This is a genomic window from Ruegeria sp. BA12, assembly GCF_056539625.1.
This window is the reverse complement of sequence record NZ_JBQFVF010000009.1, coordinates 111,688-125,118: the sequence shown is the minus strand read 5'-3', so window position 1 is coordinate 125,118 and position 13,431 is coordinate 111,688. Positions and strand designations below refer to the sequence as shown.

Annotated in this window: 12 protein-coding genes; 6 read left to right on the top strand and 6 right to left on the bottom strand. The window is 60.5% G+C overall.

The genetic code is table 11. From position 1 onward, the window contains the following. Window positions 1–37 precede the first annotated feature (37 nt). Genes ACR0B0_RS16415 through ACR0B0_RS16400 form a run of 4 tightly spaced genes read left to right on the top strand, consistent with a single transcriptional unit; the run spans window position 38 to window position 5,522 of the window. Entirely contained in the window at window positions 38–1,060 is a 1,023-nt protein-coding gene (locus ACR0B0_RS16415) for a YeiH family protein (protein ID WP_480648773.1), read from the top strand. 24 nt (window positions 1,061–1,084) lie between these two features. Continuing rightward, entirely contained in the window at window positions 1,085–3,904 is a 2,820-nt protein-coding gene (locus ACR0B0_RS16410; protein ID WP_480648734.1) for a molybdopterin oxidoreductase family protein, read from the top strand. Continuing rightward, window positions 3,901–4,650: a 4Fe-4S dicluster domain-containing protein gene (locus tag ACR0B0_RS16405; protein WP_480648732.1), complete on the top strand. Its 750-nt coding sequence runs from the start codon at window positions 3,901–3,903 to the stop codon at window positions 4,648–4,650. Before ACR0B0_RS16410 ends, ACR0B0_RS16405 begins: the two co-directional genes overlap by 4 nt. Continuing rightward, the gene (locus ACR0B0_RS16400; RefSeq protein WP_170351011.1) at window positions 4,650–5,522 is read left to right on the top strand and encodes a dimethyl sulfoxide reductase anchor subunit family protein; all 873 of its coding nucleotides are present in this window, start codon (window positions 4,650–4,652) and stop codon (window positions 5,520–5,522) included. Before ACR0B0_RS16405 ends, ACR0B0_RS16400 begins: the two co-directional genes overlap by 1 nt. A gap of 100 nt (window positions 5,523–5,622) precedes the next feature. On the opposite strand, the gene dapA is transcribed toward ACR0B0_RS16400, so the two are convergent. Next, entirely contained in the window at window positions 5,623–6,495 is an 873-nt protein-coding gene (dapA, locus tag ACR0B0_RS16395) for a 4-hydroxy-tetrahydrodipicolinate synthase (protein ID WP_170351012.1), read from the bottom strand. Window positions 6,496–6,629: 134 nt separating this feature from the next. Here dapA and ACR0B0_RS16390 point away from each other — a divergent pair, with 134 nt between their 5' ends. Next, window positions 6,630–8,594, top strand: coding sequence for a lytic transglycosylase domain-containing protein (locus ACR0B0_RS16390; protein ID WP_480648731.1), 1,965 nt, complete (start codon window positions 6,630–6,632; stop codon window positions 8,592–8,594). Here ACR0B0_RS16390 and ACR0B0_RS16385 read toward each other — a convergent pair. Together ACR0B0_RS16385 and mnmC2 are read right to left on the bottom strand one after the other, a co-directional pair. Further along, window positions 8,568–9,437 (bottom strand): DMT family transporter, encoded by an 870-nt coding sequence (locus ACR0B0_RS16385; protein ID WP_480648730.1) that lies wholly within the window; start codon window positions 9,435–9,437, stop codon window positions 8,568–8,570. The two genes, ACR0B0_RS16390 and ACR0B0_RS16385, sit on opposite strands and share 27 nt — an antisense overlap. Continuing rightward, complete coding sequence (gene mnmC2 / locus ACR0B0_RS16380) at window positions 9,434–10,099, bottom strand: tRNA (5-methylaminomethyl-2-thiouridine)(34)-methyltransferase MnmC2 (RefSeq protein ID WP_480648728.1); 666 nt, start codon at window positions 10,097–10,099, stop codon at window positions 9,434–9,436. The genes ACR0B0_RS16385 and mnmC2 overlap by 4 nt, the downstream gene beginning before the upstream one ends. Window positions 10,100–10,148: 49 nt before the next feature. On the opposite strand from mnmC2, the gene ACR0B0_RS16375 reads away from it, so the two are divergent. Continuing rightward, complete coding sequence (locus ACR0B0_RS16375) at window positions 10,149–11,189, top strand: NAD(P)/FAD-dependent oxidoreductase (RefSeq protein ID WP_480648726.1); 1,041 nt, start codon at window positions 10,149–10,151, stop codon at window positions 11,187–11,189. On the opposite strand, the gene ACR0B0_RS16370 is transcribed toward ACR0B0_RS16375, so the two are convergent. The 3 genes from ACR0B0_RS16370 to ACR0B0_RS16360 all read right to left on the bottom strand — a co-directional run bounded on the left by ACR0B0_RS16370 (window position 11,181) and on the right by ACR0B0_RS16360 (window position 13,345). After that, window positions 11,181–11,978 (bottom strand): HTD2 family dehydratase, encoded by a 798-nt coding sequence (locus ACR0B0_RS16370; protein WP_480648724.1) that lies wholly within the window; start codon window positions 11,976–11,978, stop codon window positions 11,181–11,183. The two genes, ACR0B0_RS16375 and ACR0B0_RS16370, sit on opposite strands and share 9 nt — an antisense overlap. 38 nt (window positions 11,979–12,016) lie before the next feature. Then, complete coding sequence (locus ACR0B0_RS16365) at window positions 12,017–12,559, bottom strand: NADPH-dependent FMN reductase (protein WP_170378327.1); 543 nt, start codon at window positions 12,557–12,559, stop codon at window positions 12,017–12,019. Between the two features lie 114 nt (window positions 12,560–12,673). After that, window positions 12,674–13,345 carry a YiaD family glycine zipper/OmpA-like lipoprotein gene (locus ACR0B0_RS16360; RefSeq protein ID WP_170351018.1) on the bottom strand — a complete coding sequence of 224 codons (672 nt, stop codon included), beginning with the start codon at window positions 13,343–13,345 and terminating at the stop codon, window positions 12,674–12,676. Between the last annotated feature and the right edge of the window lie 86 nt (window positions 13,346–13,431).

The window sequence follows — 13,431 nt, the reverse complement described above, 5'->3', positions numbered from 1 at the left end:
CGCTGCGTCAGGAAGGACCGTCGAATAAATGCTGGCCATGACCCAGATTTCAAATCTTGTCGGTGTAAACGCCACCCAAAAGGCCCGCACCCTTTTCCCAGGCATTCTGGTGGCGATCATCGTTGCCGTATCTGCCAAATTCCTGTCTGAGCATTACGCGACGCCAGCCATGCTGATGGCTCTACTTTTGGGCATTGCGCTTAGCTTTTTGGGGGAAGAGGGTAAAACCGTCCCTGGTATCGGCTTTGCCGCAAAATCCCTGCTACGCCTGGGCGTGGCGCTGTTGGGTGTTCGGGTTTCAATGACGCTGATGATGGGGCTGGGCTGGGACCTGATCGCTCTGGTCGTGGGCGGGGTTCTAGCAACAATTGGCTTTGGCCTTCTGGTTGCCCGATTCTTTGGCCACAAATGGCGCTTTGCCCTTCTGACCGCCGGTTCTGTCGCGATTTGCGGGGCCTCTGCCGCGATGGCCATCAGCGCCATTCTACCCAAGGATGAACGATCCGAAGAGCGCCTGATTTTTACCGTTCTGGGCGTCACCGTTCTATCGACCATTGCGATGATCGCCTATCCGATCTTAGTGCGCATTCTGGGCATGAGCGATGTCGCAGGGGGCGTGTTTCTGGGCGGTACGATCCACGACGTGGCGCAAGTGGTCGGCGCAGGCTTTTCGATCTCGGAACAGACCGGCGATACCGCAACGCTGGTGAAACTGATCCGTGTGGCGATGCTGGCCCCGGTGGTTCTGGTCGCGTCGCTGATCATCCGCGGCGTTGCTGAAATGGATGAAACCGGCAAACGGCCCCCGATCCTTCCGGGCTTTGTCCTTGGATTTCTTGTTCTGGCTGCCGCCAGCTCATTTGGCCTGATCCCTCCTTTCATCACTGAACTGCTTAGTCAGGCATCGCGGTGGCTGCTGCTGATCGCCATCGCGGCGGTCGGCATGAAGACCAACCTGAAACAAATCTTGTCGGTCGGCGGCGCAGCCATTGCCCTGATCGTCTTAGAAACTCTTTTCATTGCAGGAATTATCCTAGCCGGAATAACTTTCCTGACCTGATCCGCCCCGACAGAAGGACGCCAGATGACCATCCAGCAACCGAAGATAGACACCAGCCCTAAAGTCTCGGACGAGGTTCGGCGCACCACCTGTTACATGTGTGCCTGCCGCTGTGGCATCAACGTTCATATGAAAGACGGCAAGGTCGCCTATATCGAAGGCAACCGCGACCATCCAGTGAACAAGGGCGTTTTGTGCGCCAAGGGCTCGGCCGGGATCATGCAGGTCAACGCGCCGTCGCGGCTGCGCAAGCCGCTGCGCAGGGTTGGTCCGCGCGGCTCGGGTGAGTTTCGCGAGATCGAATGGGACGAAGCGATCAGCACTGCCGTTGGCTGGCTGAACGAGCTGCACGAAACCGCGCCGCAGAAACTGGCCTTCTTTACCGGTCGCGACCAAAGCCAAAGCTTCACCAGCTTCTGGGCGCAAAATTTCGGCACCCCCAACTATGCGGCCCATGGCGGGTTCTGTTCCGTCAACATGGCGGCGGGTGGCATCTACACCATGGGTGGCGCGTTCTGGGAATTCGGTCAGCCCGACTGGGATCACACCAAGCTGTTCATGCTGTTCGGCGTGGCCGAGGACCATGACAGCAACCCGATCAAGATGGGCATCGGCAAGATCAAAAAGCGCGGCGCGCGGGTGATCGGGGTGAACCCGATCCGTTCGGGATATAACGCTGTGGCCGATGATTGGGTCGGGATCACGCCGGGCACCGATGGGCTGTTCATCCTGTCGCTGATCCACGTGCTGATGAAGGCGGGCAAGATCGACCTTGATTACCTCAGCCGCTACACCAACGCGCCGGTTCTGGTGAATGCCGCCGAAGGTCCCAAGAAAGGCCTGTTCCTGCGCGACGCCGATGGAAAACCGCTGGTGATCGACCGCACCACAGGCGAGCTGACCGCCTTTGACAAGCCGGGTGTGCGCCCTGACCTGTCGGCGACTTACGAAAAAGATGGCGTCACCCACCGCCCGGTCTTCCACCTGATGGCGGACAAATACCTCAGCGACGACAACGCGCCCGAGGCCGTGGCCGAACGCTGTGGCATCCCGGCGCAACGCATCCGCGCCATCGCGGCCGAAATCGCCCGTGTTGCCTTTGACGAAGCAATCGAACTGGACCACGAATGGACCGATTTCCGGGGTGAGAAGCACTCCAAGATGATCGGTCGTCCGGTCAGCTTCCATTCGATGCGCGGGGTATCGGCCCATGCAAATGGGTTCCAGACCTGCCGCGCGCTGCACGTTCTGCAAATCCTGCTGGGCACTGTCGAAGTGCCCGGAGGTTTCCGTTTCAAACCGCCCTATCCCAAACCGGTCGAGGCGCACCCGACACCGCATGGCGACCGCCGTCCGGGCCGACCGCTGAACGGGCCGCATCTGGGCTTTCCACGCGGTCCCGACGATCTGCTGCTGGACGATGACGGCAGCCCCATTCGCATCGACAAGGCGTTCACCTGGGAAAACCCGATGTCGGCCCACGGGCTGATGCATATGGTGATTTCAAACGCTGCTGCGGGTGATCCCTACAAGATCGACACGCTGTTTATGTACATGGCAAACATGTCGTGGAACTCGTCCATGAACACCAAAGGCGTGATGGAAATGCTGACCGCCAAAGATGATGACGGAAATTACGTCATTCCGAACATCATCTATTCCGATGCCTATTCCTCGGAAATGGTGGCCTATGCCGATCTGGTCTTGCCCGACACCACCTATCTGGAACGGCATGACTGTATCTCGCTTCTGGACCGTCCAATCTGCGAGGCTGATGCCGCCGCCGATGCGATCCGCTGGCCGGTGATCGAACCCGATCGCGACGTCCGCGGGTTCCAGTCGGTGTTGATCGAACTGGCCAACCGCATGAACCTGCCCGGCTTCACCAACGAAGATGGCAGCGCCAAGTGGAAGGACTATGCCGACTACATCGTCAACCACGAACGCCGCCCGGGCATTGGCCCGCTGGCCGGTTTCCGTGGCCCAGATGGCGACAAGGAAGGGCGTGGTGAGGTCAACCCGGAACAATTGAACCGCTATATCGACAACGGCGGCTTCTATGTCGCGCATATTCCCGAAGGTGCGGATTACTACAAACCTTGGAACGCAGCCTATCAGGACTGGGCCGTGGGCATGGGTATCTATGACAGCCCGCAACCTTACCTTTTCCAGCTTTACTCGGAACCGATGCGCAAATTCCAACTGGCGGCCGAAGGCCATGGTGAGAGGCAACCACCCGAGCATCTGCGCCAGCGCATCAAGGACACGATGGACCCGCTGCCGATCTGGTACGAGACCGATCAACAAGGCAACGAAGGTTTCACCGTCAACGCCCTGACCCAACGCCCTATGGCAATGTACCATAGCTGGGGCACCCAGAACGCTTGGCTGCGCCAGTTGCACGGGCGCAACCCTCTTTATGTCCCGACCAAACTGATGCGCGAGCACGGGCTGCAGGATGGTGACTGGGCCAAGGTCAGCTCGCCGCATGGGGCAATCACGGTGCCGGTCATGGAAATGGCAGCGCTGAATGAAAACACCGTCTGGACCTGGAACGCCATCGGCAAGCGCAAAGGCGCCTGGGCCCTGCAAGAGGACGCGCCCGAGGCCACCAAGGGCTTCCTGCTGAACCATCTGATTCACGAGCTGATGCCGCCGAAAGGCGATGGCATGCGGTGGGCCAACTCCGACCCCATTACCGGTCAGGCCGCCTGGTTCGACCTGAAGGTCAAAATCGAAAAAGCCGAAGCCCCGGGTGACGCCGAAAGCCAACCGGAATTCGATCCTATAAAATCGCCGGTGGGAACCGGCCCGAAAGATCTGGCGTGGAAGGTAGGCAAATGACCCAACTCCCCCAATCCACCGAACGTAAGATGGGTCTGGTTATCGACCTGGACACCTGCGTTGGCTGCCATGCCTGCGTGATTTCCTGCAAAGGCTGGAACACCGAAAACTATGGCGCGCCGCTGTCGGATCAGGATGCCTATGGCGCCAATCCGTCGGGCACCTTCCTGAACCGTGTGCATTCCTACGAGGTGACACCGGATGAGGGTCACGCACAGCTGATCCATTTCCCCAAATCCTGCCTGCATTGCGAAGACGCGCCCTGCGTCACCGTGTGCCCCACCGGGGCCAGCTATAAGCGGGTCGAGGATGGCATCGTTCTGGTCAATGAAAGCGACTGCATCGGCTGCGGCCTATGCGCGTGGTCCTGCCCTTATGGCGCGCGCGAGCTGGATCAGGCGGAAGGTGTGATGAAGAAATGCACCCTGTGCGTTGATCGCATCTACAACGAGAACCTGCCCGAGGTGGATCGTGTCCCCTCTTGCGTGCGCACTTGCCCCGCCGGGGCCCGGCATTTCGGTGATCTTGGCGATCCTGACAGCGACGTCAGCAAACTGGTGGCTGAGCGTGAGGGCATGGACCTGATGCCGGAAATGGACACCAAACCCGTCAACAAATACCTGCCACCCCGGCCCAAGGATCAGATCGAGGATCAGATCGACATTCTGGCCCCACTGCTGGCCCCGGTCGCCGAAGAACCCATAGGATTCCTTGGCTGGCTCGACAAAACTCTGGAGAAGCTCTGATGCATCCCGCACCTTCCGTCATCGTCTTCACCACCCTCTCGGGCCTGGGTTTTGGCCTGCTGTTTTTCCTCGGCCTCGGCTTGCCCGTCGTCACCGGCTGGGTCGCCTTTGCGCTTTTTGCCATCGGCTTTGGTCTTTCCGTCGGCGGCTTGCTGGCCTCGACCTTCCACCTGGGCCACCCGGAACGCGCAATGAAGGCCTTCACGCAATGGCGGTCAAGCTGGCTCAGCCGTGAAGGCTGGTGCGCAGTCATCGCCCTGATCCTGATGGGGCTTTACGCCATCGGCGCGGTGTTTTTTGGGCAGCGCTGGGGCGCTCTGGGCGTTCTCGGTTCCTTGTTCTCACTGGCAACAGTGTTCACGACATCGATGATCTATACCCAGCTCAAGACCATCCCGCGCTGGAACATGAAGCTGACACCCGCCATGTTCCTCAGCTTCAGCCTTGCGGGCGGGGCGCTTCTGTCCGGGCAACTTGCTTGGGCGATGCCGTTGTTGTTGATCGCCGGCGCGGTGCAACTGATGTACTGGCGGCAAGGGGACAAGGCCTTTGTCCAATCCGGCACTGATCTGGGCACCGCTACAGGCCTGGGCGGGCGCGGTTCGGTTCGGGCGTTTGAACCACCCCATACCGGCACCAACTATCTGCTGCGCGAGTTCGTCCACGTGGTCGGGCGCAAACACGCCGAAAAGCTGCGGATCATCTCGTTCACGTTGGCCATTTTCGTACCGCTGATCCTGTTGATGCTGCCATTCCATCACATACTGGCATTGCTCGCCGTCCTATCCCATCTGACCGGCGTTGCAATTTCCCGATGGCTATTCTTTGCACAGGCCGAACACGTCGTTGGACTGTACTACGGAAAACGATAATAAAAGGGGGCTCTAAGCCCCCTTCTTTTTTGACCTGACAGGCCAATCCATCTTTTCCAAGGGATTGCCAACCGGGTGAAAACATCCGGTCAGGCCGGGCTCAAATCAGACCGGCATGGGCCATTGCGGCATCAATGGCGGCCTTGGTGCTGTTTTCCAGCGGTGTTAGAGGCGAGCGGACCTCGTCACTGCACAGACCCAGTTTGCTAAGCGCGTATTTTGCCCCGACCAGACCCGGCTCGAGGAAAATCGCCTCGTGCAGGGGCATCAGGCGATCCTGATATTCCAGCGCCTTGGCAAAATCGCCTGCCAACGTCGCCTGCTGGAACTCGGCGCAAAGCTTCGGTGCGACATTCGCGGTCACCGAGATGCAGCCAACACCGCCATGCGCGTTAAAGCCCAGCGCGGTCGCGTCTTCGCCGGACAGTTGGCAGAACGCGGGCCCACAGGCCGCACGCTGCTGGCTAACGCGCGCCAGATCACCAGTGGCGTCCTTGACGCCCACGATGCGCGGCAGTTCAGCCAGTTCACCCATGGTTGCCGGGGTCATGTCGACGACCGACCGACCGGGGATGTTGTAGATGATGATCGGAATATCGGCGCAATCATGCAGCGCACGGAAATGTGCCACCAGACCCTTTTGGGTCGGCTTGTTGTAATACGGCGTCACCACCAGTGCCGCATCGGCACCGATCCGTTCTGCGAATCGCACAAAGCGGATTGCCTCAACCGTGTTATTCGACCCCGCCCCGGCGATAACCGGAACACGACCGGCGGCCGCTTTGACCACCTCTTCCACAACGGTTTCATGCTCTTCATGACTAAGGGTCGGGCTTTCACCGGTGGTGCCCACAGGAACCAGCCCGGTCGAGCCTTCCTGAATCTGCCATTCCACCAAGTGTTTGAGCGTCTTCAGGTCCAACTCGCCGTTTGAAAAGGGTGTGACGAGGGCTGGCATTGAGCCTTTGAACATGACACGCTCCTTAGTGTGCAGTTTGTGTTTTTTGTGCCCAAGGATCGTCACAATCATGGCGATGTGAGTTGATACCGTCGGCACAAGGTTTATCCTGAATGGCTCTATCCTTGGTTGGTTGGGAAATGCAAGGCATGACACGCGTTCTAGCGCTTTTGATAGCAATGATTCTTGGGTCAATGGGGCAAGCGCAGGCCGACTCGGTCGGTGATCTGCGGGCCGGGATGAACGAAATGCGTAAGGGCGACTGGAATGCCGCCCTGCGGGTTTCGGGCAATCGGGGGTCGGTCAGCCGCGATATCATCGTCTGGCACTGGCTGCGCGAAGGCTATGGCAGCTCTGGCGATGTGCTGGTGTTTCTGGAACGCCGACCGGATTGGCCGGGTCTGGCCTGGCTGCGGCGCAAAAGCGAGCCGGTCTTTACCGGTGCTGATCCCGATCGGGTCTTGAAATTTTACGCCGACGTACCGCCGCAAACCGCCGAAGGGGCGCTGAACTATGCTGTCGCCTTGATGGCCAAGGGGCGCGAAGGTGATGCCGAGGCTGACATTGTAGCTGCATGGCGCACCATGCCGATGGGTAAGGGTCTGCAGAAGAATTACCTTGAGAATTTCAGCAAGCTGCTGAAACCCCACCACGCGGCGCGGCTGGACCGGATGCTGTGGGACAACCATCTGGTCAGCGCGGGGCAGATGCTGCCCTTGGTCAGTGCCGATCAGCGCAAGCTGGCCGAAGCGCGGATTGCCCTGCAAAAACGCCTGCCCGGCGTCGATGGCAAGGTTGCGGCGGTTCCGAAATCCCTGGCCGACGCGCCTGGGTTGGCCTTTGACCGTTTTGTCTGGCGCGACCGGAAAGAGCTGGACGACAGCGCAATTGACCTGATGTTAGCACGCTCGACCGGGCCTGAGGCGCTGGGTGAGCCTGACAAATGGGCCGAGGGCCGCCGCCGTCTGGCCCGGCTTGAGATGCGCAATGGCGACGTGAATCGCGCCTATCAGATCGCTGCGAACCATCACATGACGCCGGAAATGGGCTATGCCTATGCCGATCTGGAATGGCTGGCGGGGTTCTTGGCCCTGCGCAAGCTGAACGATCCGGCCACGGCCGTGCGGCATTTCCAGAACTTTTCAGGCGCGGTGCAGTCTCCGATCTCGAAAGGGCGCGGCGGATACTGGCTGGGCCGGGCCTATAGCGCGCAAGGCGATGCCGACAAAGCCTATGAAGCTTATGCGATGGGCGCGGATTACCAGACGTCGTTCTATGGCCTGTTGGCGGCTGAACGCATTGGACGACCGTTTGACAGCGAATTGGCCAACCCTCGCCGCGCGCCGCATTGGAAACAGGCCGAGTTTGCCGACTCCAGCGTCTTGGAAGCCGGGCTGCTGCTGTTGCGTGCGGGCGAAGATAACCTGTCCGAACGCTTCCTAACCCATCTGGTAGAAGAACTGGATCAGGTGCAGGCGACGCAATTGGGCGATCTGGTGATCGAACTCAAGGAGCCGCATCTGGCGGTGATGATCGCCAAACGGGCGGCGAAAACGGGCGTTGTTCTGCCCGCCGCCTATTACCCGGTGCATCCGGTGGCCGATATGGGCCTGCCCATGGCGAAAGAGATGACCTTGGCCATCGCCCGTCGCGAAAGCGAGTTCGACCCGGTGGTGATCAGCGGCGCGGGCGCGCGCGGGCTGATGCAGGTGATGCCGGCCACGGCGCAACTGGTAGCTAAGGAGCTGGGAATTCTCAGCGGTCACAAGACAATCAAGCTGACCTCGGACTGGCAATACAACGCCAAGCTGGGCGCCAATTACCTGTCTGGGCTGGCAGAGGATTTCAACGGCAATGTGGTGATGATGGCCGCAGGCTATAATGCCGGGCCGCGCCGTCCGATATCGTGGATGGATCGATATGGCGATCCCCGCGCCGGTGAGATTGACGTGGTCGACTGGATCGAGACGATCCCGTTCAGCGAGACGCGCAACTACGTGATGCGTGTGGCCGAAAGCCTGCCGGTCTATCGCGCGCGCCTGGGCCAGCCCGCTCTGCCGATCCCCTTCTCGCAGGAATTGGTCGGCTCAACCCTGGCGTCGTTCGCGCCATAGGGTGAACAGACCCGCCGCCACGACCAAAGCTGCGCCCAGAACGACCTCTGGCCGCAGCGCCTCGCCAAAGACCGTGATGCCCAAAATCGTACCCCAGACCAGGTGGAAATAGGCAAAGGGCTGCACCGCGCTGGCCTCGGCCATCTCATAGCATTTGATCAGCAACCAGTGGCCTAACACGCCGCTGACACACAACACCGCCATCCAGACCCAGTCCGGGCGGGCCATCGGTTCCCAGAACCACATTCCCACCGAAGTCATCGCAACAGCACCTGCAATTCCAGTCCAGAAAAAGCTGGTGGCCGCACTGTCCTTACGGGCAGCGAACCGGGTCAGTAGACCATAGAGTGCAAACATCAGCGCGGATATGAGCGGAACGATGGCCCACGGGTTGAACACCCCGACCCCGGGTTGCAGGATAATCAGCACTCCGATGCAACCGACACCAATAGCGGACCAGCGTCTCCAACCTACTTTCTCACCAAGCACCGGTCCGCTTAAGGCTGCGACCAGCAATGGATAGCAGATAAACACAGCCATCGTGTCGATCAGGCCAAGAACGGTGAACGCAAACACGGCCACGCAAATTTCTGCCGCCAGCAAGACGCCACGAAACACCTGTAGCCCAAACTGGCTCGTCTGCGCTGCGGCCCGTAACCCGCCCGGCGCGCGCGCTGCCAGCGCAATGACAAACGCGGCGAAGAACCAGTAGCGGATCATCACAACCATGTAGGTGTTGTAGGTCCCGGCCAGATGGCGCGAGATACCGTCCTGCAAGGCAAACACGATGGTGGCCGCGATCATCAGGCCAATTCCGGCCCGCACGTTATTCTGCTGCGTCATGGCTTGCGCGCCCGGGTCATATGACGCTTGCGGCCATAGCCGGGGGTTCGGGCGACGGTAAAGCCCGCCTTTTCCAGCCCGCGCCGCACAAATCCGGCGGCAGTGTAGGTGGCTGCCGTGCCCTCGGCTGCCGTATGAACCGCCACCTGCTGCATCAGATCAGCCCCCCACAATTCAGGGTTCTTTGCCGGGGAAAACCCGTCCAGAAACCATGCATCTGCCCGACCAGCCCAGTCAGGCAATGTCTGACGAGCGTCGCCCTCGATCACTTCAAGGCGCAGGGTCCCCAGATCGCACCCGCCACTCTGCCACTGCGCCAGAAAACGGTCGCTCCACGGTGTCAATTCGGGGAACGATGCCATTGCGCGGGACATGTCCTCGGGCGTCATCGGAAAGGCTTCGAAACTGGTGAAGGTCAGGGGCGTGGTTTGGCCAGATTTCTCCCATTCGGACCACACAGTCAGCATGTTTAGACCCGTGCCAAAACCTAGCTCGGCGATACGAAACCCCGGCGCAAATCGCGCGGGCAGATCATTACCCGCCAGAAAGACATGCCGCGTTTCCTCCAACCCGTTCAGCAGCGAATAATAAGGATCGTCGAAACGGTCCGAGACCGGGATCTGATCCTCGGTCCATGTCAGTTCGGCGCGCTGGTCTGCCATCGGGGAATCCTGTAGCTAAGCGGCGCGACACTGAACAAGGATAAGGGGAATGGCAATGGTCGATGTAACGGTGCGTGGCGCGGGCATCTTTGGCCTGTCCATTGCCTGGACCTGCGCCCGGCGCGGCGCCAAGGTGCAGGTTGTCGATCCGTTCGGACCCGGATCAGGCTCCAGCGGTGGTTTGGTCGGCGCGTTGGCCCCGCATGTGCCCGAAAACTGGAACGCCAAGAAGGCCTTTCAATTCGACAGCCTGATCCTGGCCGAACCCTTCTGGAAACAGGTCGAAGCCACCGGCGGGGTTTCCGCCGGGTATGCGCGTCTGGGCCGATTGCAGCCCGTCACTGACGCCCGCACATTGGAGCTTGCCCATGCCCGCGCGGTTACGGCGGACAAGCTGTGGCAGGGTCACGCCGAATGGCGTGTTGTTGCGACTGATACGCTTGGGTCATGGTGCCCACCCAGCCCAACCGGTTTCGTGATCCACGATACGCTAAGTGCCCGGATGCACCCCCGCCGCGCCTGCGCTGCGCTGGTTTCTGCGCTTGCGGTGATGGGTGTCGAGGTGGTGACAGACGGGCCGAACAAGGGGCAGGTTGTCCATGCCACTGGTCTGGCCGGATTACTGGAACTTAGCCAAGCCTTCGGCAAAACAGTCGGCAATGGCGTCAAGGGACAGGCTGCGCTGTTGCGGTTCGATGCTGGGGAAGTGCCACAGCTGTTTGCGGATGCGATCCATATCGTCCCCCATGCGGATGGCACACTGGCGATCGGCTCGACCTCGGAACGCGAATATGATGACCCGGCCAGTACGGATGCCGCGCTGGATGATGTGCTGGATCGCGCCACCCGCGCGGTGCCTGTATTGCATGGGGCAGAGGTCATCGACCGCTGGGCCGGTGTGCGCCCCCGCAGCAAAAGTCGTGCACCGATGCTGGGGGAACACCCGCTACATCAGGGGCAGTTCATCGCCAATGGAGGCTTCAAGATCGGCTTTGGCATGGCACCCAAAGTGGCCGAGGCCATGGCCGATCTGGTTCTGGACGGACGCGATAACATCCCCGACGATTTCCGGCCTGAAGCCTCACTCTGACCGGGCAACAGCTTCGGCGATCATACATTGCCGCCCATCGGGGCCACTCACCCACAGGGTTTTCCCTTCCCGGCACAAGGTCGCGGTTTCAAAATGCATCAACGGCGCGGTTGCACGGAATGAGAACCGCGCCAAAGGCCCCATCAATTCTTCGGCAAACAACATCAGCAGCTGCGCCAGCAGCGGGCCATGCACGACCAGTCCGGCATAACCTTCGACATCGCGGGCATAATCCAGATCGTAATGGATACGGTGGCCATTGAAGGTCAGCCCCGAATAGCGAAACAGCAAGGTGGAATCGAACGTGACCTCGCGCCGGTCGGTTTCATCGGTGCGCGCCGTGGGTGGGGCGGGCTTGACCTGATCTGGCGAAGGGTCTTGACGGTACACCAGATCCTGCCATTCGGTCAGACAATGGGTATCCCCCTGCCAGATTTCATGCCGTAAAGTCACAAATCCCAGCGGCCCACTGCGCCCTTTTTTTGAGGTTGCACTGTCGCAGATCGACCGACGTTTGGCACTGCGGCCCGCAATCAATGGCGCATTAAAATCCAATCGCCCTCCGGCCCACATCCGGCGTGGCAGTCCCATATCGGGGATCAGCCCGCCAACCTTGGGGTGACCATCACGACCCAATTCGGACGGCGGGCGAGGCGACCAGAAATAGAGCTGATGAAAAAACAGTGGTAACGGCGTTCCGTCGGTCACCGTCCCCTCCTGCCCCAGCGCCACCTGAAATGCTGCGGCACGGGCCGGGTCAATCACATCGGTCTGAATTTCCTCTGCCATGGCCGTAGATTAGGCAGCCCGACCTGTGTGAACAAGCGTTAGAACCCCGCCTCGGCCCGCAGCTTCTCCATCAGGGTTCGCAAGCTGCTTTCATAGCGGTCGCTGGTCAGTTTTCCATGTTCATCAAACTCGTTAGAGCTGTTGGCCAGATGGATCTCGGGCCCTTGCAGGATGCGCGGCTGGAACGGCACCATATAGCCACGCAACACCATCTGCGCGCGCTCACCCCCGGCACGACCCGCCGCCGCCGACATCACGGCGACCGGCTTGTCAGCCCAGGGGCGGCCCTCGGTTCGGCTGACCCAGTCCAACGCGTTTTTCAGCACGCCTGACGGGCCTTTGTTGTATTCGGGTGTGGAAATGATCACCGCATGCGCCTGCGCGATCTGATCGGCCAGAGTTTGAACAGGCGCGGGAATGCCTTCACCATCCTCCAGATCGCCATCATAGAGCGGCAGGTTCAGGTCGGCTTCGATATGGGTGCCGGGGTCGAACAGCCGCGCCGCCTCGCGCAGAAGTTTGCGGTTGGTGGCGCTTTGACGCAGCGAACCGGACAGGCTCAGAAGGATTGGTGCGGACATTGGGGAACTCCGGTTTGGGTTTCCCAACAGCTAACCCAAAGCACGCGCGCACCAAAGCCCATGTGACGCGCAGTCAATGTGCGAAAAAGGGGCACCCGCAGGTGCCCCGTTTCGTCAGGTTTGGCCGCTGGGGACAATCTCGATATCAACCCGGCGGTTGCGAGCCTTGCCTTCGGGCGTCAGGTTCGACGCAGCGGGGCGGTTTTCCCCCAGCCCGATAGTCGTGAGACGGGCGCTGCTCACCCCATTGGCCTGCAGAATATCTGCCACGGACCGTGCACGGCGTTCGGACAGGGCCTGATTATAGGACGCCTCGCCATCGCTGTCGGTATGGCCGATGACCTGAATGTTCGAGTTCGGATACCGCGTCAGGTTCTGCCCTACCCGCACCAGATCGGCGCGCAGCGCCGGGCGCACGGTCGCGCTGTCAGTGTCAAAGCTGATATCATTCGGCACGGTGACGATCAGGCGATCTCCGGCATTGGTGACGGTGATGCCCTGATTGGCCAGCTGCTGACGCAGTTCCGCCGCCTGCTTGTCCAGTTGGTTGCCGACCAGACCACCACCTGCAGCACCGATGGCACCACCTGCCAGCGCGCCCAACAGCGGATCCGAGTCGTTTGCAATGGCGCCAACTCCGGCCCCGACCAGACCGCCAAGAATCGCACCTTGTCTGGTGTTCTGATTGGGGTCGGATGGCAGGTTCAGCGTGCCAGGGTCCGTACAGGCCGCCAAGACCAGAGCCGAGGATAGCCCGGCAGACAAAACAAATTTGGAAATCGTCATGATATCACCTTCTGCTCCGGCGCCCGTTCTTCGGGCGCGTATTGTTTGGCGCAGTATATCGCGTTGCCCGCAGGTGGGCTCAAGCA